24 protein-coding genes are annotated in these 20,591 nt (G+C 57.9%); 15 read left to right on the top strand and 9 right to left on the bottom strand.

Annotated features, from left to right (window positions below; all coding sequences use genetic code 11):
* Positions 1-45: 45 nt before the first annotated feature.
* Entirely contained in the window at positions 46-438 is a 393-nt protein-coding gene (locus tag BM315_RS18665) for a VOC family protein (protein WP_090503998.1), read from the top strand.
* An 80-nt stretch (positions 439-518) separates the two neighbouring features.
* Here the strand turns inward: BM315_RS18665 and BM315_RS18660 are convergent, their stop codons facing one another.
* Entirely contained in the window at positions 519-1,640 is a 1,122-nt protein-coding gene (locus BM315_RS18660) for a nickel/cobalt efflux transporter (protein ID WP_090503996.1), read from the bottom strand.
* A gap of 9 nt (positions 1,641-1,649) precedes the next feature.
* Positions 1,650-1,937 carry a metal-sensing transcriptional repressor MreA gene (mreA, locus tag BM315_RS18655; protein WP_045733414.1) on the bottom strand — a complete coding sequence of 96 codons (288 nt, stop codon included), beginning with the start codon at positions 1,935-1,937 and terminating at the stop codon, positions 1,650-1,652.
* 118 nt (positions 1,938-2,055) lie between these two features.
* On the opposite strand from mreA, the gene BM315_RS18650 reads away from it, so the two are divergent.
* From BM315_RS18650 to BM315_RS18640, 3 genes are read left to right on the top strand one after another with little or no spacing between them, the layout of a single operon-like run.
* Entirely contained in the window at positions 2,056-2,415 is a 360-nt protein-coding gene (locus BM315_RS18650; RefSeq protein ID WP_090503993.1) for a hypothetical protein, read from the top strand.
* A gap of 47 nt (positions 2,416-2,462) precedes the next feature.
* The gene (locus BM315_RS18645) at positions 2,463-3,200 is read left to right on the top strand and encodes a HupE/UreJ family protein (RefSeq protein WP_090503991.1); all 738 of its coding nucleotides are present in this window, start codon (positions 2,463-2,465) and stop codon (positions 3,198-3,200) included.
* A gap of 12 nt (positions 3,201-3,212) precedes the next feature.
* On the top strand, positions 3,213-3,875 hold the full coding sequence (locus BM315_RS18640) for a transmembrane anchor protein (protein WP_090503988.1): 663 nt from the start codon (positions 3,213-3,215) through the stop codon (positions 3,873-3,875).
* A gap of 80 nt (positions 3,876-3,955) precedes the next feature.
* On the opposite strand, the gene BM315_RS18635 is transcribed toward BM315_RS18640, so the two are convergent.
* From BM315_RS18635 to bufA2, 3 genes are read right to left on the bottom strand one after another with little or no spacing between them, the layout of a single operon-like run.
* Positions 3,956-4,735 carry an HvfC/BufC N-terminal domain-containing protein gene (locus BM315_RS18635; protein ID WP_090503986.1) on the bottom strand — a complete coding sequence of 260 codons (780 nt, stop codon included), beginning with the start codon at positions 4,733-4,735 and terminating at the stop codon, positions 3,956-3,958.
* On the bottom strand, positions 4,726-5,568 hold the full coding sequence (bufB, locus tag BM315_RS18630; protein WP_090503983.1) for an MNIO family bufferin maturase: 843 nt from the start codon (positions 5,566-5,568) through the stop codon (positions 4,726-4,728). Before bufB ends, BM315_RS18635 begins: the two co-directional genes overlap by 10 nt.
* A gap of 45 nt (positions 5,569-5,613) precedes the next feature.
* Positions 5,614-5,874: a BufA2 family periplasmic bufferin-type metallophore gene (bufA2, locus tag BM315_RS18625; RefSeq protein ID WP_090503982.1), complete on the bottom strand. Its 261-nt coding sequence runs from the start codon at positions 5,872-5,874 to the stop codon at positions 5,614-5,616.
* A 314-nt stretch (positions 5,875-6,188) separates the two neighbouring features.
* Between bufA2 and BM315_RS18620 the strand changes: the two genes are divergently transcribed.
* The 7 genes from BM315_RS18620 to BM315_RS18590 all read left to right on the top strand — a co-directional run bounded on the left by BM315_RS18620 (position 6,189) and on the right by BM315_RS18590 (position 12,046).
* A complete protein-coding gene (locus BM315_RS18620) occupies positions 6,189-6,395 on the top strand; it encodes a co-regulatory protein PtrA N-terminal domain-containing protein (RefSeq protein ID WP_090503979.1) in 207 nt (68 codons plus the stop codon).
* 197 nt (positions 6,396-6,592) lie between these two features.
* Positions 6,593-8,410 (top strand): copper resistance system multicopper oxidase, encoded by a 1,818-nt coding sequence (locus BM315_RS18615; RefSeq protein WP_090503977.1) that lies wholly within the window; start codon positions 6,593-6,595, stop codon positions 8,408-8,410.
* 12 nt (positions 8,411-8,422) lie between these two features.
* Entirely contained in the window at positions 8,423-8,722 is a 300-nt protein-coding gene (locus BM315_RS18610; RefSeq protein WP_090503974.1) for a hypothetical protein, read from the top strand.
* Positions 8,712-9,752 (top strand): copper resistance protein B, encoded by a 1,041-nt coding sequence (locus BM315_RS18605; protein ID WP_090503972.1) that lies wholly within the window; start codon positions 8,712-8,714, stop codon positions 9,750-9,752. Before BM315_RS18610 ends, BM315_RS18605 begins: the two co-directional genes overlap by 11 nt.
* A 9-nt stretch (positions 9,753-9,761) precedes the next feature.
* The gene (locus BM315_RS18600; RefSeq protein WP_090503969.1) at positions 9,762-10,625 is read left to right on the top strand and encodes a c-type cytochrome; all 864 of its coding nucleotides are present in this window, start codon (positions 9,762-9,764) and stop codon (positions 10,623-10,625) included.
* On the top strand, positions 10,615-11,070 hold the full coding sequence (locus tag BM315_RS18595; protein WP_090503967.1) for a DUF411 domain-containing protein: 456 nt from the start codon (positions 10,615-10,617) through the stop codon (positions 11,068-11,070). Before BM315_RS18600 ends, BM315_RS18595 begins: the two co-directional genes overlap by 11 nt.
* Before the next feature lie 490 nt (positions 11,071-11,560).
* The gene (locus BM315_RS18590) at positions 11,561-12,046 is read left to right on the top strand and encodes a toll/interleukin-1 receptor domain-containing protein (protein WP_244527327.1); all 486 of its coding nucleotides are present in this window, start codon (positions 11,561-11,563) and stop codon (positions 12,044-12,046) included.
* Between the two features lie 375 nt (positions 12,047-12,421).
* On the opposite strand, the gene BM315_RS18585 is transcribed toward BM315_RS18590, so the two are convergent.
* From BM315_RS18585 to BM315_RS24845, 3 genes are all read right to left on the bottom strand, one after another.
* On the bottom strand, positions 12,422-13,744 hold the full coding sequence (locus BM315_RS18585) for an OprD family porin (protein WP_090503960.1): 1,323 nt from the start codon (positions 13,742-13,744) through the stop codon (positions 12,422-12,424).
* Between the two features lie 173 nt (positions 13,745-13,917).
* Complete coding sequence (locus BM315_RS18580; protein WP_090250716.1) at positions 13,918-14,250, bottom strand: DUF2790 domain-containing protein; 333 nt, start codon at positions 14,248-14,250, stop codon at positions 13,918-13,920.
* A 315-nt stretch (positions 14,251-14,565) separates the two neighbouring features.
* Complete coding sequence (locus tag BM315_RS24845; RefSeq protein ID WP_090503958.1) at positions 14,566-14,724, bottom strand: heavy-metal-associated domain-containing protein; 159 nt, start codon at positions 14,722-14,724, stop codon at positions 14,566-14,568.
* Positions 14,725-15,178: 454 nt separating this feature from the next.
* Here BM315_RS24845 and BM315_RS18570 point away from each other — a divergent pair, with 454 nt between their 5' ends.
* Complete coding sequence (locus BM315_RS18570; RefSeq protein WP_170862258.1) at positions 15,179-17,155, top strand: putative bifunctional diguanylate cyclase/phosphodiesterase; 1,977 nt, start codon at positions 15,179-15,181, stop codon at positions 17,153-17,155.
* A gap of 57 nt (positions 17,156-17,212) precedes the next feature.
* Here the strand turns inward: BM315_RS18570 and mnmL are convergent, their stop codons facing one another.
* A complete protein-coding gene (gene mnmL / locus BM315_RS18565) occupies positions 17,213-18,211 on the bottom strand; it encodes a tRNA modification radical SAM protein MnmL/YtqA (protein ID WP_090503952.1) in 999 nt (332 codons plus the stop codon).
* A gap of 300 nt (positions 18,212-18,511) precedes the next feature.
* Here mnmL and BM315_RS18560 point away from each other — a divergent pair, with 300 nt between their 5' ends.
* The 3 genes from BM315_RS18560 to ispA all read left to right on the top strand — a co-directional run bounded on the left by BM315_RS18560 (position 18,512) and on the right by ispA (position 20,508).
* Positions 18,512-19,282: a sulfite exporter TauE/SafE family protein gene (locus BM315_RS18560; protein WP_090503949.1), complete on the top strand. Its 771-nt coding sequence runs from the start codon at positions 18,512-18,514 to the stop codon at positions 19,280-19,282.
* A gap of 99 nt (positions 19,283-19,381) precedes the next feature.
* Positions 19,382-19,624, top strand: a complete 243-nt coding sequence (locus BM315_RS18555) for an exodeoxyribonuclease VII small subunit (protein WP_090503946.1) — start codon at positions 19,382-19,384, stop codon at positions 19,622-19,624.
* Positions 19,621-20,508 carry a (2E,6E)-farnesyl diphosphate synthase gene (gene ispA, locus BM315_RS18550; RefSeq protein WP_090503944.1) on the top strand — a complete coding sequence of 296 codons (888 nt, stop codon included), beginning with the start codon at positions 19,621-19,623 and terminating at the stop codon, positions 20,506-20,508. Before BM315_RS18555 ends, ispA begins: the two co-directional genes overlap by 4 nt.
* Positions 20,509-20,591: the final 83 nt, after the last annotated feature.

Genomic DNA, 20,591 nt, shown 5'->3' with positions numbered 1-20,591 from the left:
AGCGCCTCTGCACTGAACACCAATACAGGTTAAGGAAGGAACTGCATGCCGAAACTTATTCACACGGAGATCCGGGTGACGGATATCAATATTTCACTGCGGTTCTACCAGCAAGCCTTTGGACTCAAGGAAACCCATCGCATTGAGTTTGACGATTTCTCCCTCGTTTATCTGCGCAATTTCGAGAGCGAGGCTGAAATCGAACTCACTTGGAACAGCGGACAGGCCGAATACAGCCACGGCAGTGGTTACGGTCAGGTCGCGTTCGTCGTCGACGATCTGGGCCTGCATTTCAAACAGCTTTGCAACCTCGGTTTAAAGCCTGCGCCCATCAAGGAATTTAGAAGAGGAGACGAGCTGTTGGCCCGCTCCTTTTTTATTCAGGACCCCGACGGCTACAAAATCAAAGTTCTCCAGCGAGGCGGGCACTACCAGTAAAACCAAGGACCAGCAGTCCTGTGCAGGTAACGAAGGCGGCGAGGAACAGACCGAAATAGCCGGAGAATTCCCACATCACGTTACGCGTTCAGGCCGATCCAGCCATGGACGCCTACATAAATCCCCACACCGATGATCAATAGGCTGGAGAAGTACGGTGCGCGCCGCGCTACAGCGCCAAGCCAGGGCCAGCGATTGGATGCCTGGCGAGCGCCGATAGCGGCGGCAGCGCCAACGGTGACCAGGGTGATGGCCAGACCAATGCTGAAGCACAACACCAGCACGGCTCCCAGCGCGACTTCCTTCACTTGCAGGCAGAGCAGCAATACGGTGATTGCCGCTGGGCAGGGAATCAGCCCGCCCGTTAGGCCGAACATGATGATCTGGCCTGTGGTCACGTTGCGGTTGCTGAAGCGCTTGCGAATGTCATTGGCGTGCGCCCGTTCATGGGCATCCTGATAGCCCTCCAGGGACAGCTCCAGTCGCTCGGTATGGCAATGGCCGTGGCTGTGCTCGCGGAACTCCAGATCATAGTCATGGGAATGTCCGGCATGGCCCAGGCTAAGTCGTGCAGTGAAGTCATGGGGCTCAGGAATCTCGACAAGTGATTCCAGATAGCCTCCTCGGTCTACGAACCAGAACTGTTCGGTCCGGCCATCGGGCCGGGTAGTCAGCAGGCTCACTTCAATAGCCGACCAAGAGTGTCCACTCAAGGCCTTCAGTCGCCAACGCGGAGGAGCGTCTTTTTCGAAGATCGACAGCTCAATACGCCCGCGCCCGGTGTCGATACGGTGCGTTTCATCGTGGTGGTGATGATCGTGTGGATGCTCATCACCCTCCTCGAAACGCCACATCTGCTCGCCACGCCAGGTGCGCCAGAGCATCCACAAGGCGATGGTGATAATAATGGCGGCGGACGCGAGCTGGAAATAAGGCTCGGTAGTTTCGGCATCTAAATTCTGCCCTAGATACATGCCGCCCATGGCCACCAGCCAGACTACGGCGGTGTGCGAAAGCGTTGCGGCAAGGCCCAGCAGAACGGCCTGCTTCACCGTGCCGCGAATGGCCACGATAAATGCCGCCATCATGGTTTTCGAATGCCCCGGCTCCAGGCCGTGCAAGGCACCCAGTAGGATGGCACTGGGGAAATACAGCCAGGCCTGCGAGGCCCCCTGTTGCAGTAGTTCGGCGAAACTCGACATGGGAGGGGCCTAGAGGTACTTGGTGATTTGCTTGAAGTCTTCGAGTGATGCGCGCTCGCCTATCGCAAGTGCTTCGACCGTATGCTCCAGGCAATGGTCGATATGGTCTTGGATAAGCACACGCTTGGCCTGGCAGACGGCTTTTTCCACGGCATGCAGCTGCTGAGCGATGTCGACGCAGGCCCGGCTGTCTTCAATCATGGTGACGATGCTGCGCAGGTGACCCTCCGCACGCTTCAACCTCTTGATGATGTCGCCATGACTTTGGTGCTGGTGGCCGTGTTCGTGATCGCTCATGCCTTGAGTCTCGTGCGTCGATGAATTACGCTCGCATGCTATCCCCCTGGGGGGGATATGGTCAAACCGACCGACCCTCCAGAAAAGCCACCCGCTTAGGCATCGAAAGAACCACAACATGCTCAGCAATCCCATCAGTACCAAGGTGATTTTTGCCCTTGCTCTCGCCATCTTGATGGCCTGGGCCGGGCATACCTCTGCGCTGTTTATGGGGTCGAGCCTGCCTGCCTTGGGTGACAATAACGGTGCTCATTCGCATGCGCATGGTGACGAGACGCTGGCCTGTGCGGCGTACGGGGATCACTGCCACTCGCCGCTGACCGCCGACCATCTGCATGAAACACCACATCTGACCGCGCGTCTAAGCATCAGCACGCCGCCAGAACTTGCGCAGCCGATACCCGCCCCTCATTACTCCATTCCACCAAGCCCGATCTTCCTGATCGAGCGGCCACCGCGCGCCACATTCGTGCTCTGACACAGGCCGCTGTGCGGCCTAAGACCCCTTTAACTTAGGACTCAACCATGCATTCGCTATCTATGGGCGCAATGGACGCATCTGTCGTGCGCCCGAATCACTCGTTACTACTGTTGCTGCTGTTCACGGCATTGCTGTTTCTCGGCATGCCTGAAGCACTGGCCCACGCTGTCGCCGAGGGAGACAAGGGCTTTATCCAGGAAAGCTCCGGGGTGATGGTGTTGCCGTTCATCTACATGGGCGCAAAGCACATGATCACCGGCTACGACCACCTGCTGTTCCTCTTCGGGGTGATCTTCTTTCTCTACCGCCTGAAAGACGTGGGGCTCTACGTCACTCTGTTCGCCGTGGGCCACACAGTGACGCTGCTGCTTGGCGTATTGGCGGAAATCAACATCAGCTCCTACGTGATCGACGCCATCATCGGTTTCTCGGTGGTGTACAAGGCGCTGGATAACCTGGGCGCATTCCAGCGCTGGTTCGGCCACCAGCCGAACACCAAGGCTGCCACGCTGATCTTCGGCTTGCTGCATGGCTTTGGTCTGGCGACCAAGATCCAGGAGTACGAGATATCGGCAGACGGTCTGATCGCCAACCTAGTTGCCTTCAATGTCGGCGTTGAAATCGGCCAGCTTCTGGCCTTGAGCGCCATCCTAATTGTCATGGGCTACTGGCGGCGCACCGCCAGCTTCTGGCGTCATGCCTACACCGCCAACGTCGCCATGATGAGCGCCGGTTTCCTCTTAATGGGTTACCAGCTCACCGGCTTGATCGTCTCTCAGTAAGGAATTCTCAGCATGTTTAATACCAAACTTCCAACTCAAAGCGAATTACCTACCAGCCGCCAATTGCTGCGTTCCACTGTGATCGCTGTGGGTGTTGCCGCTGCCTTGCTGGTCACCGTGGTGATGCCTTCGGAGTACGCCATCGACCCAACGGGCGTTGGCCGCGTACTCGGCCTGACCCAGATGGGCGAAATGAAGATAACCCTGGCCGAAGAAGCGGCAGCGGATGCAGCGGTTCAGCCAGCGGCGGCTCCAGTCGCTCAAGCTCCCGCGCCTATTCAGCCGGTAGTTCAAGAGCCTGTTGCAGCAGCACCTGTGGCCGAACCCGTAGCTGAGCCTGAGCCAGCCCTGAAGTCGGATGAGGTAACCGTCACTCTGAAGCCGGGCGAGGCCAGTGAAATCAAGCTGGAGATGCTGGACAAGGCCACTGTCAGTTACGAGTGGACGACCAATGGTATTCCGGTCAACCACGACACCCACGGCGAGCCCTACAACGGCCCAAAGGGCTACTACCACAGCTACAGCAAGGGTAAGCAGATCAAGGGCGACAAGGGTAAGTTCACCGCCATCTTCGACGGCACCCACGGCTGGTTCTGGCGCAATCGCAGCAACAGCGACGTGACCATCACGCTGAAGACCAAGGGCGAGTACCTGAGCGTCAAACGCGTGATTTAAGGCTTTTGCCTCTTCCGTCAACTGGCGGAAGAGGTAACTCTCGGCCAATGACACCACGCCCCGCACATCCACAGCACTATCTATCCACGCTGAAGCAGACCCTCACCGACCCATTGCTTCAGCCAGGTAGCCGCTTGCAGGGGTGCCTGTTCGCCGTGTTGACCCACGAGATTCTCGCACATTGAAGCGAACGAGCCACCATCAATAAGCAGCCGCAAGGCCGCAGCTTCGCCCGGCTCAAGAGTACGGTACTGACAGACCAACTCACGCCGCCAAACCAAGCAATCCAGGGGCTCGGATAGCGCAACGGCATCAGGCATATCGGCCTCGGCCTTGGCAGCCGCCCACATACCCACGGTGTTGTGCTGTAGCTGCAACCAACGAGCCGAGGGAGTCAGGCATACCCGTAGATTGACCCAGTCATCAGCTGAAAAACGGCTCATTAAATCCAACGACAGTGGCACTGCATCGGGGGCGTCGAAGGCCAGGGTAAAGGCCCATTCAAGTGTGGCGAGTTCTATCATCGGGGAACGTTGCGGCTCGGCAATATAGCCGCGGATGAACTCCGGCAGCTTCTCGCCTAACCAGCGCAAACTGAAATGTCTCGATGGCCACGCGCTGATATAAGTCATGGCCAACTGTGCAAATGACTCATCACCCATCCAGCGATGCAACGCTGGGAAGTCTTCCCTCATGACCGAAAGAAGCCTGGCGCGATAAGCATTTTGGTAAATCATCAGGCCATCTGCGGCAGGCAGCGTATTGCTACCTTGAATCTGCTCCAACAGCTCAGGAGGGATAACGCTATCGCCTGTGGCCAGGTAACGCTCCAGCGCTTTCTGCTGAGCACTCAGGCGCATGGTGCGGCAGCCCTTAGAGCATTGGCGGAGATAGAGCGCGCCTTGGACAGCTCCGCTAATAGCTCGTCAAAGGGCGGGAAATGATCATCTCGCTCAATCAGAGTTGCAGTAGCGCCCAGATAGCTCAACGTTTTGCTATACAGAGCCCAAACCGGATCGGCAATCGGCTGATCATGGGTGTCGATGAGGTAGTGACCGTAGTCGCTATGGCCGGCCAGGTGGATCTGGCGAATCCGCTCATGGGGCAACTCCATGATGAACTGCCAAGGGTCGAACCCCTGGTTTTTCGAACTGACGTAGACGTTGTTCACATCGAGCAGTAGCTCGCAGCCGGTAAGGCTGCTCAGTTCGGCCAGAAACTGAGACTCGCTCATGCAGGACGTTTTCCACTGCACGTAGGCCGATACGTTCTCAAGCACCAAGGGCCGCTGCAACACATCCTGAACCAACCGAACCCTTGATGCCACATGCAGTAGGCTCTCCTGGGTGAACGGCAGTGGAAGTAGATCATGCAGATGGTGAGCACTGCCACGGCTCCAACACAGATGGTCAGCTACCCAGCGGGGCTGAACTCGGTCGGCTAGATTTTTCAATTGGCGTAAGTAATCAGCGTCGATCTCATGAGGACCGCCAATCGACAGGGAAACCCCGTGCATGACCAGCGGATATTGCTCTTTGATCGCATCGAGGAAGTAGAGGGCTTTTCCCCCGCCGACCATGTAGTTCTCGGAGATGATCTCGAACCAGTCGACTGCGGGGCGTTGCTCCAGAATCTGCTGGTAGTACTCGCTACGCAAGCCCAGGCCAAAGCCCAGCATGTTGCTTTTACTCATTAGGACTCCGAGTCAAGGGAGTGACTTGCACTCCCTTGGATGGGCTTACTCGCTGGTTTTACCGCCGGCCTCATCGCATTTTTCTTGGGTCATCAAGTTGAAGCCCTGACCTTTACATTCTCCCTGGCCTTTGCAGGCGTTCTTGGCAGTCATGCAATCGTTTTGACCTTTGCAGCCATTCACACCAAAGCATTTTACTTCGGCAGTTTTTGCATCCTGAGCCGCTTGTGCAGGCAGGGTGGCAAATAGGCTGGCGGCAACGAGTGCCAATGCAGCACCGGTAGCAACGGTATTTTTGGTCGACATAGTGGCAATCTCTCATGAGCGTTATGTGGAGGTCAGGACTATTTAGTGCCACTGACCCGAAGAAGCTTAGGCATCGCTGCCAGGCATGCCATAAAACGAATCCGCACAGGCTTCATTAGCGGGCATGAACAGACACTACAGAGCCCTGCAGAGCCTCCACAAGAAAGAAGTAACAACCTGACAGAACTGTAATGTTCAGCTCAGGTTTATGACAGGGCACTCTGGTTAAGGTTACTTCGAGCCTGAAGCTCAATGCCTGATGGCGACCCACTCAGGGTCACTAGGCTAACTGAACTAAATCGAGGACTTTCCAGATGAAATCAATCAAAACCCTGTTCGTGGTTATCGCTCTTACCGCGTCTTCGTTGGCAATGGCAGAAGGCGGTGCTGACCGTACTTTTGCGCGCATGGAACAGGCCAGCAAGATCTCGATGGAAGCCTACCAACTGGCCCAACAACAGAAAAAAGAGTCGCCGGTAGCTGGTACTAAAGCCAAAACAGCCGATCACGCCAACTGCTAATTCGCGGTCAACCTGACAGAAATGTAATCACTTAGCCGGTTGAGATATGGCAATTTCTCAAGCTCGCTGTCGGAACGATTTGAAAAGCCACGACAGTGGGCAAGGCTGGTAGGGAAAACCTCCCAGGATGAAGCTGAAAATAACCCAATGTCATGGTTGTTCCGCCCTGACTCCTCTGACTGATTGGACATAACGGCATGCACTGCAAAACCTCAAGACGAACCTTCGTTAAAGGCCTGGCCGCTACCGGCATTCTCGGAGGCCTTGGCTTGTGGCGCACACCCGTTTGGGCGGTGACCAGTCCCGGACAACCCAACGTATTAACGGGCACTGATTTCGACCTATTCATTGGTGAAACGCCCGTGAATATAACCGGTACCGCCCGGACTGCGATGGCGATTAACGGGTCCATTCCAGGACCAATTTTGCGCTGGCGAGAAGGCGATACCGTCACGCTGCGCGTGAAAAACCGCCTAGCCGAAGACACTTCGATCCACTGGCACGGCATCATTTTGCCCGCAAACATGGATGGTGTGCCTGGCTTGAGCTTCCACGGCATCGCGCCCGATGGCATGTACGAATACAAATTCAAGGTCAATCAGAATGGCACCTACTGGTACCACAGCCACTCTGGTTTGCAGGAGCAGATCGGCGTTTACGGTGCCCTGGTCATCGATGCCAAAGAGCCCGAGCCGTTCAGCTATGACCGTGACTACGTGGTAATGCTGACTGATTGGACTGATGAAGACCCAACCCGGTTATTGGCCAAGCTCAAGAAGCAGTCGGACTACTACAACCAGCACAAGCGCACCGTTGGCGACTTCATCGATGACGTGAGCGAGCAAGGTTGGTCGGCAGCGGTTGCCGACCGCAAGATGTGGGCCGAGATGAAGATGAGCCCCACCGATCTTGCCGACGTCAGCGCCTATACCTACACCTACCTGATGAATGGCCAAGCTCCAAATGGCAACTGGACAGGCATCTTCAAGCCGGGCGAAAAACTCCGCTTACGGTTCATCAACGGCTCGGCCATGACCTACTTCGACGTGCGTATTCCGGGTCTGAAGATGACGGTGGTTGCGGCTGATGGGCTGCACGTCAAGCCAGTCAGCGTCGATGAGCTCCGCATCGCTGTGGCAGAGACCTACGACGTAATTGTCGAGCTCGCGGACCAAGAGGCTTACACGATTTTCGCCCAGTCCATGGATCGCACCGGCTATGCCCGCGGCACTCTGGCGACGCGTGAAGGTTTGAGCGCGCCAGTACCAGAAACTGATCCTCGCCCCCTGATCGCCATGGGCGACATGGGTATGGATCACGGAAGCATGGCGGGCATGGACCACAGCAGCATGCAAGGCGGCATGAGCGGCAGGGATCACAGCAAGATGGCCGGGATGGACGCTGGCGGAATGCAAGGTGATATGGCCGGTATGGACCACAGCAAAATGGCCGGCATGGACCATTCAGGTATGGCGGGTATGGGCGCAGCAATGCAATCGCATCCGGCCTCTGAAACCAATAACCCGCTGGTCGACATGCAAACCATGACTCCGACCCACAAGCTGGACGATCCAGGTATCGGCCTACGCGACAATGGTCGTCGCGTGCTGACCTATTCCGACTTGAAAAGCATCTTCCCCGACCCGGATGGCCGCGAACCCAGCCGAACCATTGAGCTGCACCTCACCGGGCACATGGAGAAATTTTCTTGGTCGTTCGACGGCATCAAGTTCTCGGATGCCGAGCCTTTGCGCCTTAAGTACGGCGAGCGTGTCCGCATCACGCTGGTCAACGACACCATGATGACTCACCCCATCCACCTTCACGGCATGTGGAGTGATCTGGAGGATGAAAACGGCAACTTCATGGTTCGTAAACACACCATCGACATGCCGCCAGGTTCCAAACGCAGTTATCGAGTAACTGCGGATGCATTGGGGCGCTGGGCTTACCACTGCCACCTACTACTCCACATGGAAATGGGCATGTTCCGTGAAGTTCGTGTGGATGAGTAAAGGAGATATCTGATGAGCACTTTTATGAAGCGGAAGGCCCTGGTTGGCCGCGCTACCGTGTTGAGCCTTTTGGCTGCCCTGCATGCTCCGGTGTTGTTGGCCGGTGAAGATCACAGTGAGCACGAACAACATGCTACTGAGACACAGGTTCCCAAATCGGTACCTGACAAGAAGGCCGCACAAGCGAAGGAAAAGGCTGCTAGTCAGCAGATGGATCACGGGGACATGAACCATGGCGGCATGGACCACGAAAGCATGATGGATAAGCATGGCGGCACCGAAGCCGAAGCAGGTTCGAACCATGACCACTAGGTTTTTACGTCCGTCCCTAACAGCACTGGCAGTGTCGCTGAGCATGCTTGGCAGCGGGCTCACCCTCGCTGCCGAAGAAATGGATCATTCGGCAATGGGCCACGGCTCCATGCAGATGGACCATAGGAAAATGAACCACGGTTCTGCCAAAGAGCCGATGGAGGGCATGGATCATAGCCAGATGGGCCATAGCCAGAGCCAAGAAAAGGCTCCGGCTATGGACCACAGCAAGATGGGTCACGGCGCTATGCCGGGGCAAATGGGAGGTATGGATCATTCAACGATGAACCATGGTTCCGCTGAAGCCCCGAGAACTACCAGTCGCACGCCTATCCCGGTGCTGACAGATGCGGATCGTGAAGCAGCGTTCCCGCCTTTGCCAGGCCACAAGGTTCACGACAGCGCCATCAACAGCTTCTTCCTGCTCGACCAGCTCGAATACCAGGATGCCGATGAAGGCAGCACCTTGGCTTGGGATGCGTCCGGCTGGATTGGCGGAGACATCAATCGTCTCTGGCTTCGCTCCGAAGGTGAACGCACCAATGGCGTCACTGAGGATGCTGAATTGCAGGCCTTGTACGGGCGCTCGATTGGCCCTTGGTGGGATGTGGTCGCGGGTGTTCGCCAAGACTTCAAGCCAGAGTCGCCACAGACTTGGGCCGCATTCGGCATCCAGGGTATGGCGCTGTATGCCTTCGAGGCGGAGGCCACTGCCTTTGTCGGCGAGAACGGCCAGACGGCTGCGCGCTTAGAGGGCGAGTACGACATCCTGCTGACCAATCGCCTAATCCTTCAGCCGACCGCTGAAGTGAATTTCTACGGCAAGAACGATCCCGAACGAGGTATCGGCTCCGGCCTGGCCAATGCCGAGGTCGGTCTACGGCTGCGTTACGAGATCATTCGCCAGTTCGCACCCTACATCGGCGTTTCCTGGAGTCGCTCCTTCGGCAACACGGCCGACCTGGTGCGAGATGAGGGTGAGGATGTTGAGGAGGCACGCTTCGTTGCCGGTATTCGGATGTGGTTTTGAGAGCCTGACATGAAAAGAACAATTAAAACCTTGGTGGCCGCGGGTGTCGTCGGAAGCGCTGTATTAGTTGGCGGTGCCTACTTGGGCTTGGTCAACGTGGGTGCCGATGACCCCCACTTCCCGGCGGTACATGCTTTCCTGACAATGGCCAGAGACCGCTCTATCGAAGTGCGGTCCAAGGATATAGAAGTACCCAACCTCAATGATGACGCGCTTATAAAAGCCGGAGCTGGCAATTACAACTCTATGTGCATCGGCTGTCATTTGGCACCGGGTGTTGCTGAAACAGAGCTCAGCCAATCCCTGTATCCCACTCCGCCGAACCTGACCAAGGTTGGCATCGATGGCAATCCAGCCGCTGCATTCTGGGTGATCAAGCACGGTATCAAGGCCACAGGCATGCCGGCCTGGGGCAAGAGCATGGGTGATCAGTACATCTGGGGCATGGTCGCGTTCCTCGATCAACTGCCGAAAATGGATGCCGGGCAGTATCAAGCCCTAGTTGCATCGAGCGGCGGTCACGATCATGGCGGCGGTGAGACCCAGATGCATAACCACGAAGGTCAACATGGAAGCGCCAAGGCGGATCATCACGCCGAGCCTGAGACTGCGACAGATCATCATGCTTCGGATAGTTCAAAGGCGAACGCAGGTGCCGATCACCACGGTGATTCGTCGAGCAGTGCAGATCATCACGCAGCAGATATGACGCCATCAGGCAGCGGCGCAGACCACCATGCGACGGATGGCCAAACGGCGGAAGGTGCTGCTGGTCATCACGAAACAGAGCCAGCTCAAAAGGAGCAGACCCCGGCCGCTGCTCCCAACACTCACACCCATGCCGATGGCAAAGAGCACCTTCATGACAGCTAAATGTAAAGGAGCGCGGGTGGCGATGCTGGCCGCCTTGTTTATGACCTCGGCAGTTCAATCAGCAGATGCCCTGACAATCGACGTGCACCGTGATGCAAATTGTGGTTGCTGCAAGAAGTGGATCTCACACTTGGAAGCGAACGGCTTCAAAGTCATCGACCATGTCGAGGGCGATATGACCTCGGTGAAGCAACGACTCGGTGTTGCACCACGACTGGCGTCCTGCCACACCGCCGTGATCGACGGCAAATTCGTCGAAGGTCACGTACCAGCAGCGCAAATCATCGAACTATCCAAACATGATGATCTGGCTGGTATCGCCGTTCCCGGCATGCCGGCAGGCTCACCTGGTATGGAAGTTGGTGGTACGCAGCATGCCTATCAGGTTATCGGGTTGACCAAGGCGGGTACTGACCAAGTTATTGCCGACTACCCCGCGCAGTAATATTCCCAGCTAGAACCGAGCACTCACTCTTTAAAAGAGTGAGTGCTCGGAATCATCACTGCGCCCTCTTTCAAACCCAAATAAAGTACGACTGGCCAAGCAATTAGCCGCTGTATATCCATATGAAAATGGGTAATTGCGCTGAGTTGACCAATATTTCTCGCGCCTACGGGTGGCCGAATTTCCTCTTCTGCTAGGCATGGCACTAAGCTATTGTTCAGTCAGACCTACATCCGGGTGTTGCAAAGGGACTGACCAATGGAATTACGACATGGCTAGATGCACAGCACCAACAAGAGGACATCGCTCAGCGAGCGCGGCAGCGGACTGCCCCGCATGTAGCAGCCGCTATAGCAGTTACAGGTCAAACTCATATTCGCCCTCATCCTACTCCTCGTCGGGTATCAGCGGAGGTAGCTTTGGCAACAATGGTGGTGGTGGCAGATCCAGCAGCAGTTCAAGGCCGCGCTGGTCGAGAGCGGGGTCGTCCGTGTCGTACACGCCTACCCAGGTGCAGTCACTCACACCAATCCGCGAAACCGTTGAGGCGCGAGCAGCGGCGCAGCCTGATCTTCGTGACGTCTTCCTGTGCCATGCTTGGGACGACCGGCAGGGGCCGGCCAAAGAGCTGCACGAGTTGCTCGTGGCGGCTGGTGTCAAAGTTTGGTTCAGTGAGAAGGACCTTGGCCTCGGCGTTCCGATGATGCGCGCCATCGACAAGGGCTTAGCAAATTCGCGAATTGGGCTTGTGCTGGTGACCCCTGCGCTGCTTGCCCGCCTCCCCAAAGAGAGCGTCGCCGACAAAGAGCTTTCGGCACTCCTGGCGGGTAATCAGCTCGTTCCGATCGTGCATAACACGACGTATGAAGCTCTCCGCAATGTCAGCCCTTTGCTCGCCTCCCGAAGTGGTCTGGACACTGAGGAAGACTCAATGGCAGTGGTCGCGGCAAAAATCGCCGAACTGGTCGCTCTCTAGCGCTATTGCCCACAGATGTTCGCCATTCAGATGCGCTGTTCGGAAAAATGCGCTCCAACCTCTCGGTCAACCAGCTCCGTCTCCGGCAGACTACGGTAATGTCAGCTTTTGCCCCTGTTCGCCCTCTGTGCAGGGAAGATTAGGGCGGGTATGAGCCCCTAGCTTCGACTTATGGTCGACCAAACTCTCTGCCATCAGTGGTCAAACCCAATACAAATGACTGCTCGGGTCGCGTGGAAGTGTATGGTCAAACGCGTTGCAATTGCGCCAAAAAAGGGCACCCGAGGGTGCCGAAGGCTACCTCCAAACCAAAGGAGCACTGAGGAGGCAGCAGCCGAGCAAGGCGAGTGCCCGCAGGCACTCGCCGACAACGCGTTAAAGCACTTCGAGCGGATATTCGACTATGAGGCGAACCTCATCCAGGTCCGACTCGAAATCGGTTGCACGGGTCGTTGCCTGGCGAATGCGGAAGGACATGTCTTTCAGTGATCCGGCTTGCACGACGTACTTGGCTTCGATGTCGCGCTCCCATCGCTTCTGATCGGTCAGCGGATTACCATCATCGTCGCGCCGCATGTAAACCTCGTTGGCGTTGGTGTAGTCAGCATCCCAGCCCTGCGCGTAGCGGGTCATGAAGCTCAGGCCGGGTACACCAAAAGGCTCCATGTCCAAGTCATAGCGCACCTGCCAGGACTTTTCCTTGGGCGAGTTGAAGTCGCTGTACTGGATGGAATTATCCAGATAGATCGAGTCGGATTGACGCAGGTAATCGAAATCGTCATCGCCGTTATTGCGCTGAATGCCAACCATGACGGTATGGGCACCAAATTGCACTCCAGCCTTACCGCTCCAGATGTTGTTATCGAAGCTGCCCAGATGCTGTTTTCCCTCATCGACAGCTTTGTAGTAATTAAGTCCACCGATCAAGGCAACATCGTCGGAGAGCGGATAGCTCAACGTGGTACCAGCGTAGTACTGGTTCCAAGCATCTTTGAGACGGCTGGTATAGAGGCTGATGCCGACGTTGTCGTTGACCGAGTAATCACCACCAAAATAGGCAATCCAGGGGGCGTCGACGGAGCCAGCATAGAACGTTGCGAAGCCATCGCGCATGCTGCTTGAGTTGGGCTCGCTCATTGAATGCAGGCGGCCACCTTGCAGGGCCAAGCCGTCAATACTGTTGTTGGCCACGGTGATACCGCGGAAGCTTTCGGGCAGGAGTCGCGAGTCGCCGTATTGAACGACGGGGCTGACAGGGAAAACATCGCCAGCTTTGATAACTGTATCCATGAACCTGGCTTTAACCGCACCTCCCACCTTGGAGTAGTCATCCTCGGGTTGCCCTGCACTGTTGTAAGGCATCACATCAACGGAGCCACCTGCGCCGGATCGCCCATCACCAGAGTCGAGTTTCAGGCCCAGCATCGCAAACGCGTCGATACCAAAGCCAACGGTACCCTCGGTGAATCCAGACTCAAACTGCCCGATGATTCCATGGGCCCACTCTTCCGAGTAACCATTACCTGTGCCGCTCGACTGACCCTTACGAAAGTCGCGATTGAAATAGAGGTTGCGATTCAGAATAGTGAGGCTGCTGCCCTCGACGAAGCCTTCGGCCTTTTCTTCGGCGGCAATTGCAGCCTGTCCGGTGCCGATACTCAGAGCTATCAGCGATAAGCAAAAAAGGGGGTTATTCATGTGAAACTCCTGAATTATTTGGCAGTTTTATCTCGGTGAGATTTCTTGTAGTAGTTGCCGTAGCGCGCCAGGCATCGCCCGTGCGCGCTCACGCCATACTTCCACACGCCAAATAACGTCAGGGTGACTTGAAAATTACTTTTAAGTCAGTGACCTGTAAGCTCCCATGTAGCTCAGTTTTGATTCCGGCAGGCTGTACCCATTGCCCGATATTCAATAGTCTGCAAATCGCCGCTGGAGTCCTCATAGGTCATCTGAGCCGGCATTACCTCGCAACCAGAGCCTGTAGGACTCGTATGTACAACCTTCGCGATGTCCAGCTTCATGCCGTAGCGATAGTGAGTCACCTCGGGCGGAGTCTTGCCACGAGCAGCAGCGTATTCCTGCATCGCTCTTTCATTATCCTGAATCATTCGACCATAGACGCGGTCACCGCCGCCTTCGGCCATAACCAGGGACGATGCAGAAAGAATAGATACCGCCAAGACAGCTTTAAGAATGTTCACGTTTAATTCCTCTACTTAGGTTGTAGTGAAAATATAAACGTAGGCACCTGTCATCAAAGTGAAGCGAAAATTACATCTTCGTAATTGCAGTGTTAGGGGGCTTTTTAGTAGCTCAAAAATATGAAATGACTCTCCTGCCACTGTATCGATTTGAGGCCCCTGCTCTCAGCCGCAATGCTGCGACCTCGGCCATCCTCGATGGTATGTGCATATTAGAAACCCAGAACAGCAGCAGCCGGAACCACTGGTTGGGACCAGCAGAAATGCTTGGCGTGCGTAAATGAGCTGGGGAACCCGCCTCTCGCAGAGCGGCAATCAGCAGGGCGCTACGGTGTCGCCTCTGACAGTGACCTGGCCAGAGGGTAGGTCAACAGTTACCTCGTTGACGCCCGCAATAGGCCGCAGCACTGCGTTGATATGTTTGACGCAGGAACTGCAGCTCAAAGATATCAGCGACCCAGCGCATCTGTCCATGCACCCAGAGAACGGATAATGTCACGCAACGCTGGCATGGGGGGACAAGTGGGGGGACAGATAGCTGTATAAAAAATAAGCCCAATAAAATCAATATATTAGATATTCAAAAATGCCGCCCACAAGCCGGTTTTTTTATGCCTGCAAAATGCCGAAGCCATCCGCTGCCCCACTAGCGTCGGAGGCGAAACGCCAACGCAGGTGCTACAACCCGAAGCCGGATGCTACTCTTGCCCAACAGGCTCCCGACCTCTTCCCCCCCCCCCCCCCGGATATACGGGTAGCCCCGCCGACGAATACACCTGACGGCCCCCATGTCAGGCGGTTATTAGGAGCGCATGATGCGGCTTAGCCCAGTTCGACAATTGTGCAGCGCCCGACCACCCCACACCTCCCCGCCGACAGGCTGCTAGCTTCGCCTCATATGATAATCACCGCCAACGAGGCATCCAGGATGGTAGAAGACAACAGCGAAAATCTGGCATTTGAAATATTCCCCTGGAACCGGAATTTCGAAACGGGCATCGACTCGATCGACCAACAACATAGAACCCTGGTGGAGATTCTTAACCGGCTGGCCAGGCACTCTGCCGCCAGCACCTCGGAGCAGGTCTGCAGCCAGGTACTCGATGAACTGCTGGACTATGCGGCGTTTCACTTCGAGGAGGAGGAGCGGATCTGGCGCCAGGTTTTCCCCGGCTGCCGGCAGCTGCAAGATCACCTCGACAGTCATCAGTTGTTCTTCGCCAGAATTCGGGAATTTCAAAGCAGTGAGGCGTCGCAAGAGGACATCTTGACGTCCCTTTTCAAATACCTCACCCGCTGGTTGGCGTTCCATATCCTGGATTCGGATCGCAAAATGGCCCTGACGGCGCAAGCGGTTGAGGGCGGCTCCACTCTGGAACAGGCTAAAGCCTTTACTGACAACTCCGCCTCCATTCTGGTTGCCGGTCTGCTGGACATCTACGGCAAGCTCTCGGCCCTGGCCATCCAGTTCATACGTGAAAAAAGCGCACGCTTGAGAGCGGAAGAAGAACTGACCCGCGTGCAACAGCAGCACATCCGCCAGGCCTTGGAAGAGCAGGCCAGCGACTACCAGCAACAGCTGGAATTCCTTGCCTACTATGATCCCGTGACCGGCCTGCTGAACAGGAACGGCATCATTCGGGAGCTGAAGAAAACCCTCGCGCTCGAGCATCCGGCCAAGGGCGAGGCCGCCCTGATTTCGCTGGACCTGGATAACTTCTACGATGTGAATGCGCGCGTTGGAGAAGAAGCCGCGGACCGTTATCTTGGCCTGCTCGGTCGCCGCTGGCTCGATGCACTGTACCCGGGTGGAGCACTGGCGCGGGTCAGTGGCGATGAATTTGTGGTGCTGGTCCAGGACAGCGAACAAGTGCATGCGCAGTTGGAGGCAATGCGCCTGACCGCCTGGCAACCCTGCGACCTGGGCGGTGGAGCGGTAACGGCCAGTTTCACCGCAGGCGTCGTGCTGTTTCTTCACGATAGCGCCAATGATGCCGACACCCTGCTGCGGCAGGCAGACCAAACCCTGTTCCGCGCCAAGCAGGAGGCCAGGGGCAGTTGGTTATTTCTCGAGGCGGGCGAGCAGCGCCAGTACCGATCCAGGCAGAAGCGCCTGGAAGAGCTGCAGTTCGCATTGCACAACGACCAGTTCCGCCTTTACTACCAGCCCAAGGTCGACCTGTGCAGCGGTGAACTGATTGGTCTGGAAGCCCTGATCCGCTGGCAGCACCCGCAACTGGGCCTGCTCCAGCCGGGAGCCTTCCTGCCCGCGATCGAACATCACCTGATCATTGTCGATATCGGCGAGTGGGTGATCGAAGCGGCGCTGCAGCAGATGCGCCGCTGGGATGAGCAGGGACTTCGGGTAAACGTGAGCGTCAATATTGCCGCACTGCAACTGCTTCACCCCGCATTCGTCAGCCGCTTACAGGCCATTCTCGCCCGCTTCCCCGATATCGCCGCGCAACGGCTGGATATTGAGATCCTGGAAACAGCTACCCTCGGCGACCTGGACAAGGCCACCGAGGTCATTCTGCAATGTGCGGCGCTGGGCGTCAGCTTCTCCCTGGACGATTTTGGCACCGGCTATTCGTCCCTTTCCTACCTGAAGCAATTGCCCGTACAGACCCTGAAAATCGACCAGGGCTTTGTCCTGGATTCACTGCAGAATACTGGCAACATTTCAATTCTGCGCGCCATTATCGGCCTGTCCAGGGTGTTCAATCACAACCTGATTGCCGAGGGCGTGGAAACAGTGCGCCACGGCGAGGTGCTGATCGGTCTTGGCTGTACGGTGGCACAGGGTTACGCCATCGCCGAGCCAATGCCCGCCGCCAGGTTCGCCGAATGGCAACGGAGCTGGAAACCCCATGAACGCTGGCGGGCAGCGGGCCTCAAGTGCTGAACGCGAATGGCTCGCCGCTGCCACACCACCTCCTGGCGCTCGCGCTAACCCCATCACTCAGCCGGAGCAGTTCGGCTCCTGGCCGCTGGCCAGCAATATGCGTTCGGGCATTCTGTCCGCCGCATAGAGGTCACCCTGAACAACCCCGGCGTGGCGCATTCTGTTTTCGATAAAATCGATGGGCTGCATCTTCTGCCCGGTCCACTTGGGTGCAATCAACTCATCCCAGCGACTGGCGACCGCGGCCAGGCGCTGCACGGCAACAGTGGGCGCCAGGTGGCGCAAGAACAAGATGACCTTGTCGGCATAGGCATCGAGCTCGTCGGGCACGAACTCGCCACGCCGATACATCTGCGCCAACGCGGTGTTAGTCAACACATGCAGGTTGTGCAACTTCACATTGGAAATCGGCAAATTATTGATGATCCGCGCCGTCTCGATCAGCCGCGCGGGCGTCTCGCCGGGCATGCCGAAAATCAGATGCACGCCAATATCCACATGAGTGTGCCGGGCCAGGGCAAAAACCGCCTCGATGTTCTTCTCCGCGCTGTGTCCGCGCTTGAGAAACTCCAACTGGTCGTTGAAGAAGCTCTGGGCACCCAGCTCGACCATGACATAGCTGCGCTGGCTCATTTCCTCCAGCAGGGGAAATATCCGCCGCGGCAGACAATCGGGGCGGGTCCCCACCACCAAGCCATCGACATAGTCTTCCGACAGCGCAGTCGCAAAACGCTGACGGAGGATTTCCACCTTATCCAGGGTGTTGGTATAGGACTGGAAGTACACCAGGAAGCGCTGACTCTTCAGCCGACGGCTGACCAGATTCTTATTGAAGCGAATCTGCTCCAGCAAAGCGCGATCCTTTTCCATGGGATACGCAGCCGAGCCCCATTCGTCACAGAAAATGCAGGGGTCTAGCGCATTGTCAGGGCTGCGATTGGGGCACGTTTCGGCAATGCTCACCGATATCTTGGCTACCCGCTCACCAAAGCGCCGGCGAAAATACTGGCTGATCGGGTAATAGCGCCGTCCCTGCCACGGGGTATCTGCACTCATTGGAATAATGCCTCCTCAACGACTTTATTGACGGCGCAAGGGTCACGGCTCGCCCGGCGCCCGGCAAACCAGACTCAACGCTCATGTGCCGCGCAATAAGCGCTTGGCCAGGCGCCGCAGCATGGGGATTAGTTCGAATTTGTCGATGACGTCGATCACGAACCGCGCCGCACGCTCATCCGCCGACCATGTGCAGTAGCAGCCCGCGGGGGCATGCCCCTCGCTCATCGTCCTGACGGATAGCCGCTTGGCCGCCGACGGCGACCTGCGTAAGCTGCGGTCTTTTGTGCGAAGCGCGCCATGAGCTTGTCCGACATTCTGCTGCTGGTCCTCGCCGGTTTCGCCGCAGGGGGCATGAACGCCCTGGCCGGTGGCGGCACCTTCTTTTCCTTCCCGGCCCTGCTCGCCGCCGGCCTGCCGCCGGTGACCGCCAACGCCACCAATGCCGTGGCGCTGTGGCCGGCCAGCCTGGCCGGCGCCTGGGCGGCGCGGACATCCTTGCGCCCGCTCGGCCGTTACCTGCTGCCGTTGCTGCTGGCGGGGCTATGCGGCGGCCTGCTCGGCGGCCTGCTGCTGCTGGCCGGTGGCGACGACATCTTCGCCAACCTGATCCCCTGGCTGTTGCTGACGGCCACTGGGTTGTTCGCTGCCAGCCCCTGGCTCAGCCGCTGGCTGGCGGCGCGCCGCGCCGAAGCCGCACAACCGCCGCACAGCAAGCTGTCGCTTGCCGCGCATATCGGCGTGTCGATCTACGGCGGCTACTTCGGCGCCGGCATGGGCATCCTGCAACTGGCGGCATTCTCCATCGAAGGCCACCCGCTGGGCCGCGCCAATGCCCTGAAGAATCTGATCTCGGCGGTGATCTACAGCGTCGCCACCGCCACCTTCATCGTCGCCGGGCGGGTCAGTTGGTACGAGCTGGCGGTTCTGCTGATCGGCGCGACTCTCGGCGGCTATGCCGGCGGCGCCCTGGGTCAGCGCTTGCCGCCGGCGCTGCTGCGCGCTTTGGTCGTTGTGGTGGGCACCAGCATGACGCTCTATTATTTCCGGGCGACCTATTTCGCCGGATGACGCCATCTGCGACGACCGTCGATTTGCCCACGCGGCGCGGCTCTGCTAGTGTCGCGCCGATTGCACCTCCCGCCCGAGCCCCGCCAGAGAACGCCCGCCATGGCCCGTAAAAAAGCCTCGCTCGACTTCGAGCAGTCCCTCACCGACTTGCAGAACCTGGTCGAGCGCCTGGAAAACGGCGAACTGTCGCTGGAAGACTCGCTGACCGCCTTCGAACAAGGCATCCGTCTGACCCGCGACTGCCAGGCCGCCCTGGCTCAGGCCGAGCAGAAGGTGCAAATCCTCATGGAGCGCGACGGCGAACTGGAGGAAGCCCCCTTCGACGCGGATCGCCAGGCATGATCGCGACCTACCAGGCGCAGTGCCAGCGCCGCGTCGATGCGGCGCTGGAAAGCCTGCTCGAACCACCCCGGCCTGAATTGACGCGCCTCTACCAAGCCATGCGCTACAGCATGTTCAACGGCGGCAAGCGGGTGCGCCCATTGCTGGTGTACGCCGCCTGCGAGGCCCTGGGCGGCGAACCGCTCCAGGCCGATGCGGCGGCCTGCGCGGTCGAACTGATCCACGCCTACTCGCTGGTGCATGACGATCTGCCGGCGATGGACGACGACGACCTGCGCCGCGGCCAACCGACCACCCACAAGGCCTTCGACGAAGCCAGCGCCATACTCGCCGGCGACGGCCTGCAGAGCCTGGCCTTCGAGGCTCTCGCCGATGCCCGGCACAACCCACAGAGCGCCGAACTGCGCCTGGCAATGATCGTCAGCCTGACCCGGGCTGCCGGTCCCGCGGGGATGGTCGGCGGCCAGGCGATCGACCTCGGCTCGGTCGGCCACACGCTCGATCAGGCGGCGCTGGAAACCATGCACCGGCACAAGACCGGCGCCCTGATCGAAGCCAGCGTGCGCCTCGGCGCCCTGGCCAGCGGCCGTGCCGACGAGCACGCACTGCAAGCCCTGCACAGCTATGCCCGGGCCATCGGCCTGGCCTTCCAGGTGCAGGACGACATCCTCGACGTGGAAAGCGACACCGCCACCCTGGGCAAGACCCAGGGCAAGGATGAGGCCCACCACAAACCGACCTACCCGGCGCTGCTCGGCCTCGACGCCGCCAAGGCCTACGCGCTGGAACTGCGCGACCAGGCTCTGCACGCCCTGCGCCCCTTCGACCAAGGCGCCGAGCCGCTACGCGAACTGGCCCGGTTTATCGTCGAGCGCAAGCACTAGCAGCCTGTCGGGCTTGACGCTTTTGTAGCCCTCCAGCCGCCCGTATAAAACAACCTGTATGTAATCGATTTCATGGGTCATGA

It is taken from the genome of Pseudomonas borbori, assembly GCF_900115555.1.
In the GTDB taxonomy this organism is placed as follows: domain Bacteria; phylum Pseudomonadota; class Gammaproteobacteria; order Pseudomonadales; family Pseudomonadaceae; genus Aquipseudomonas; species Aquipseudomonas borbori.
This window is presented reverse-complemented; position numbering and strand designations above follow the sequence as displayed.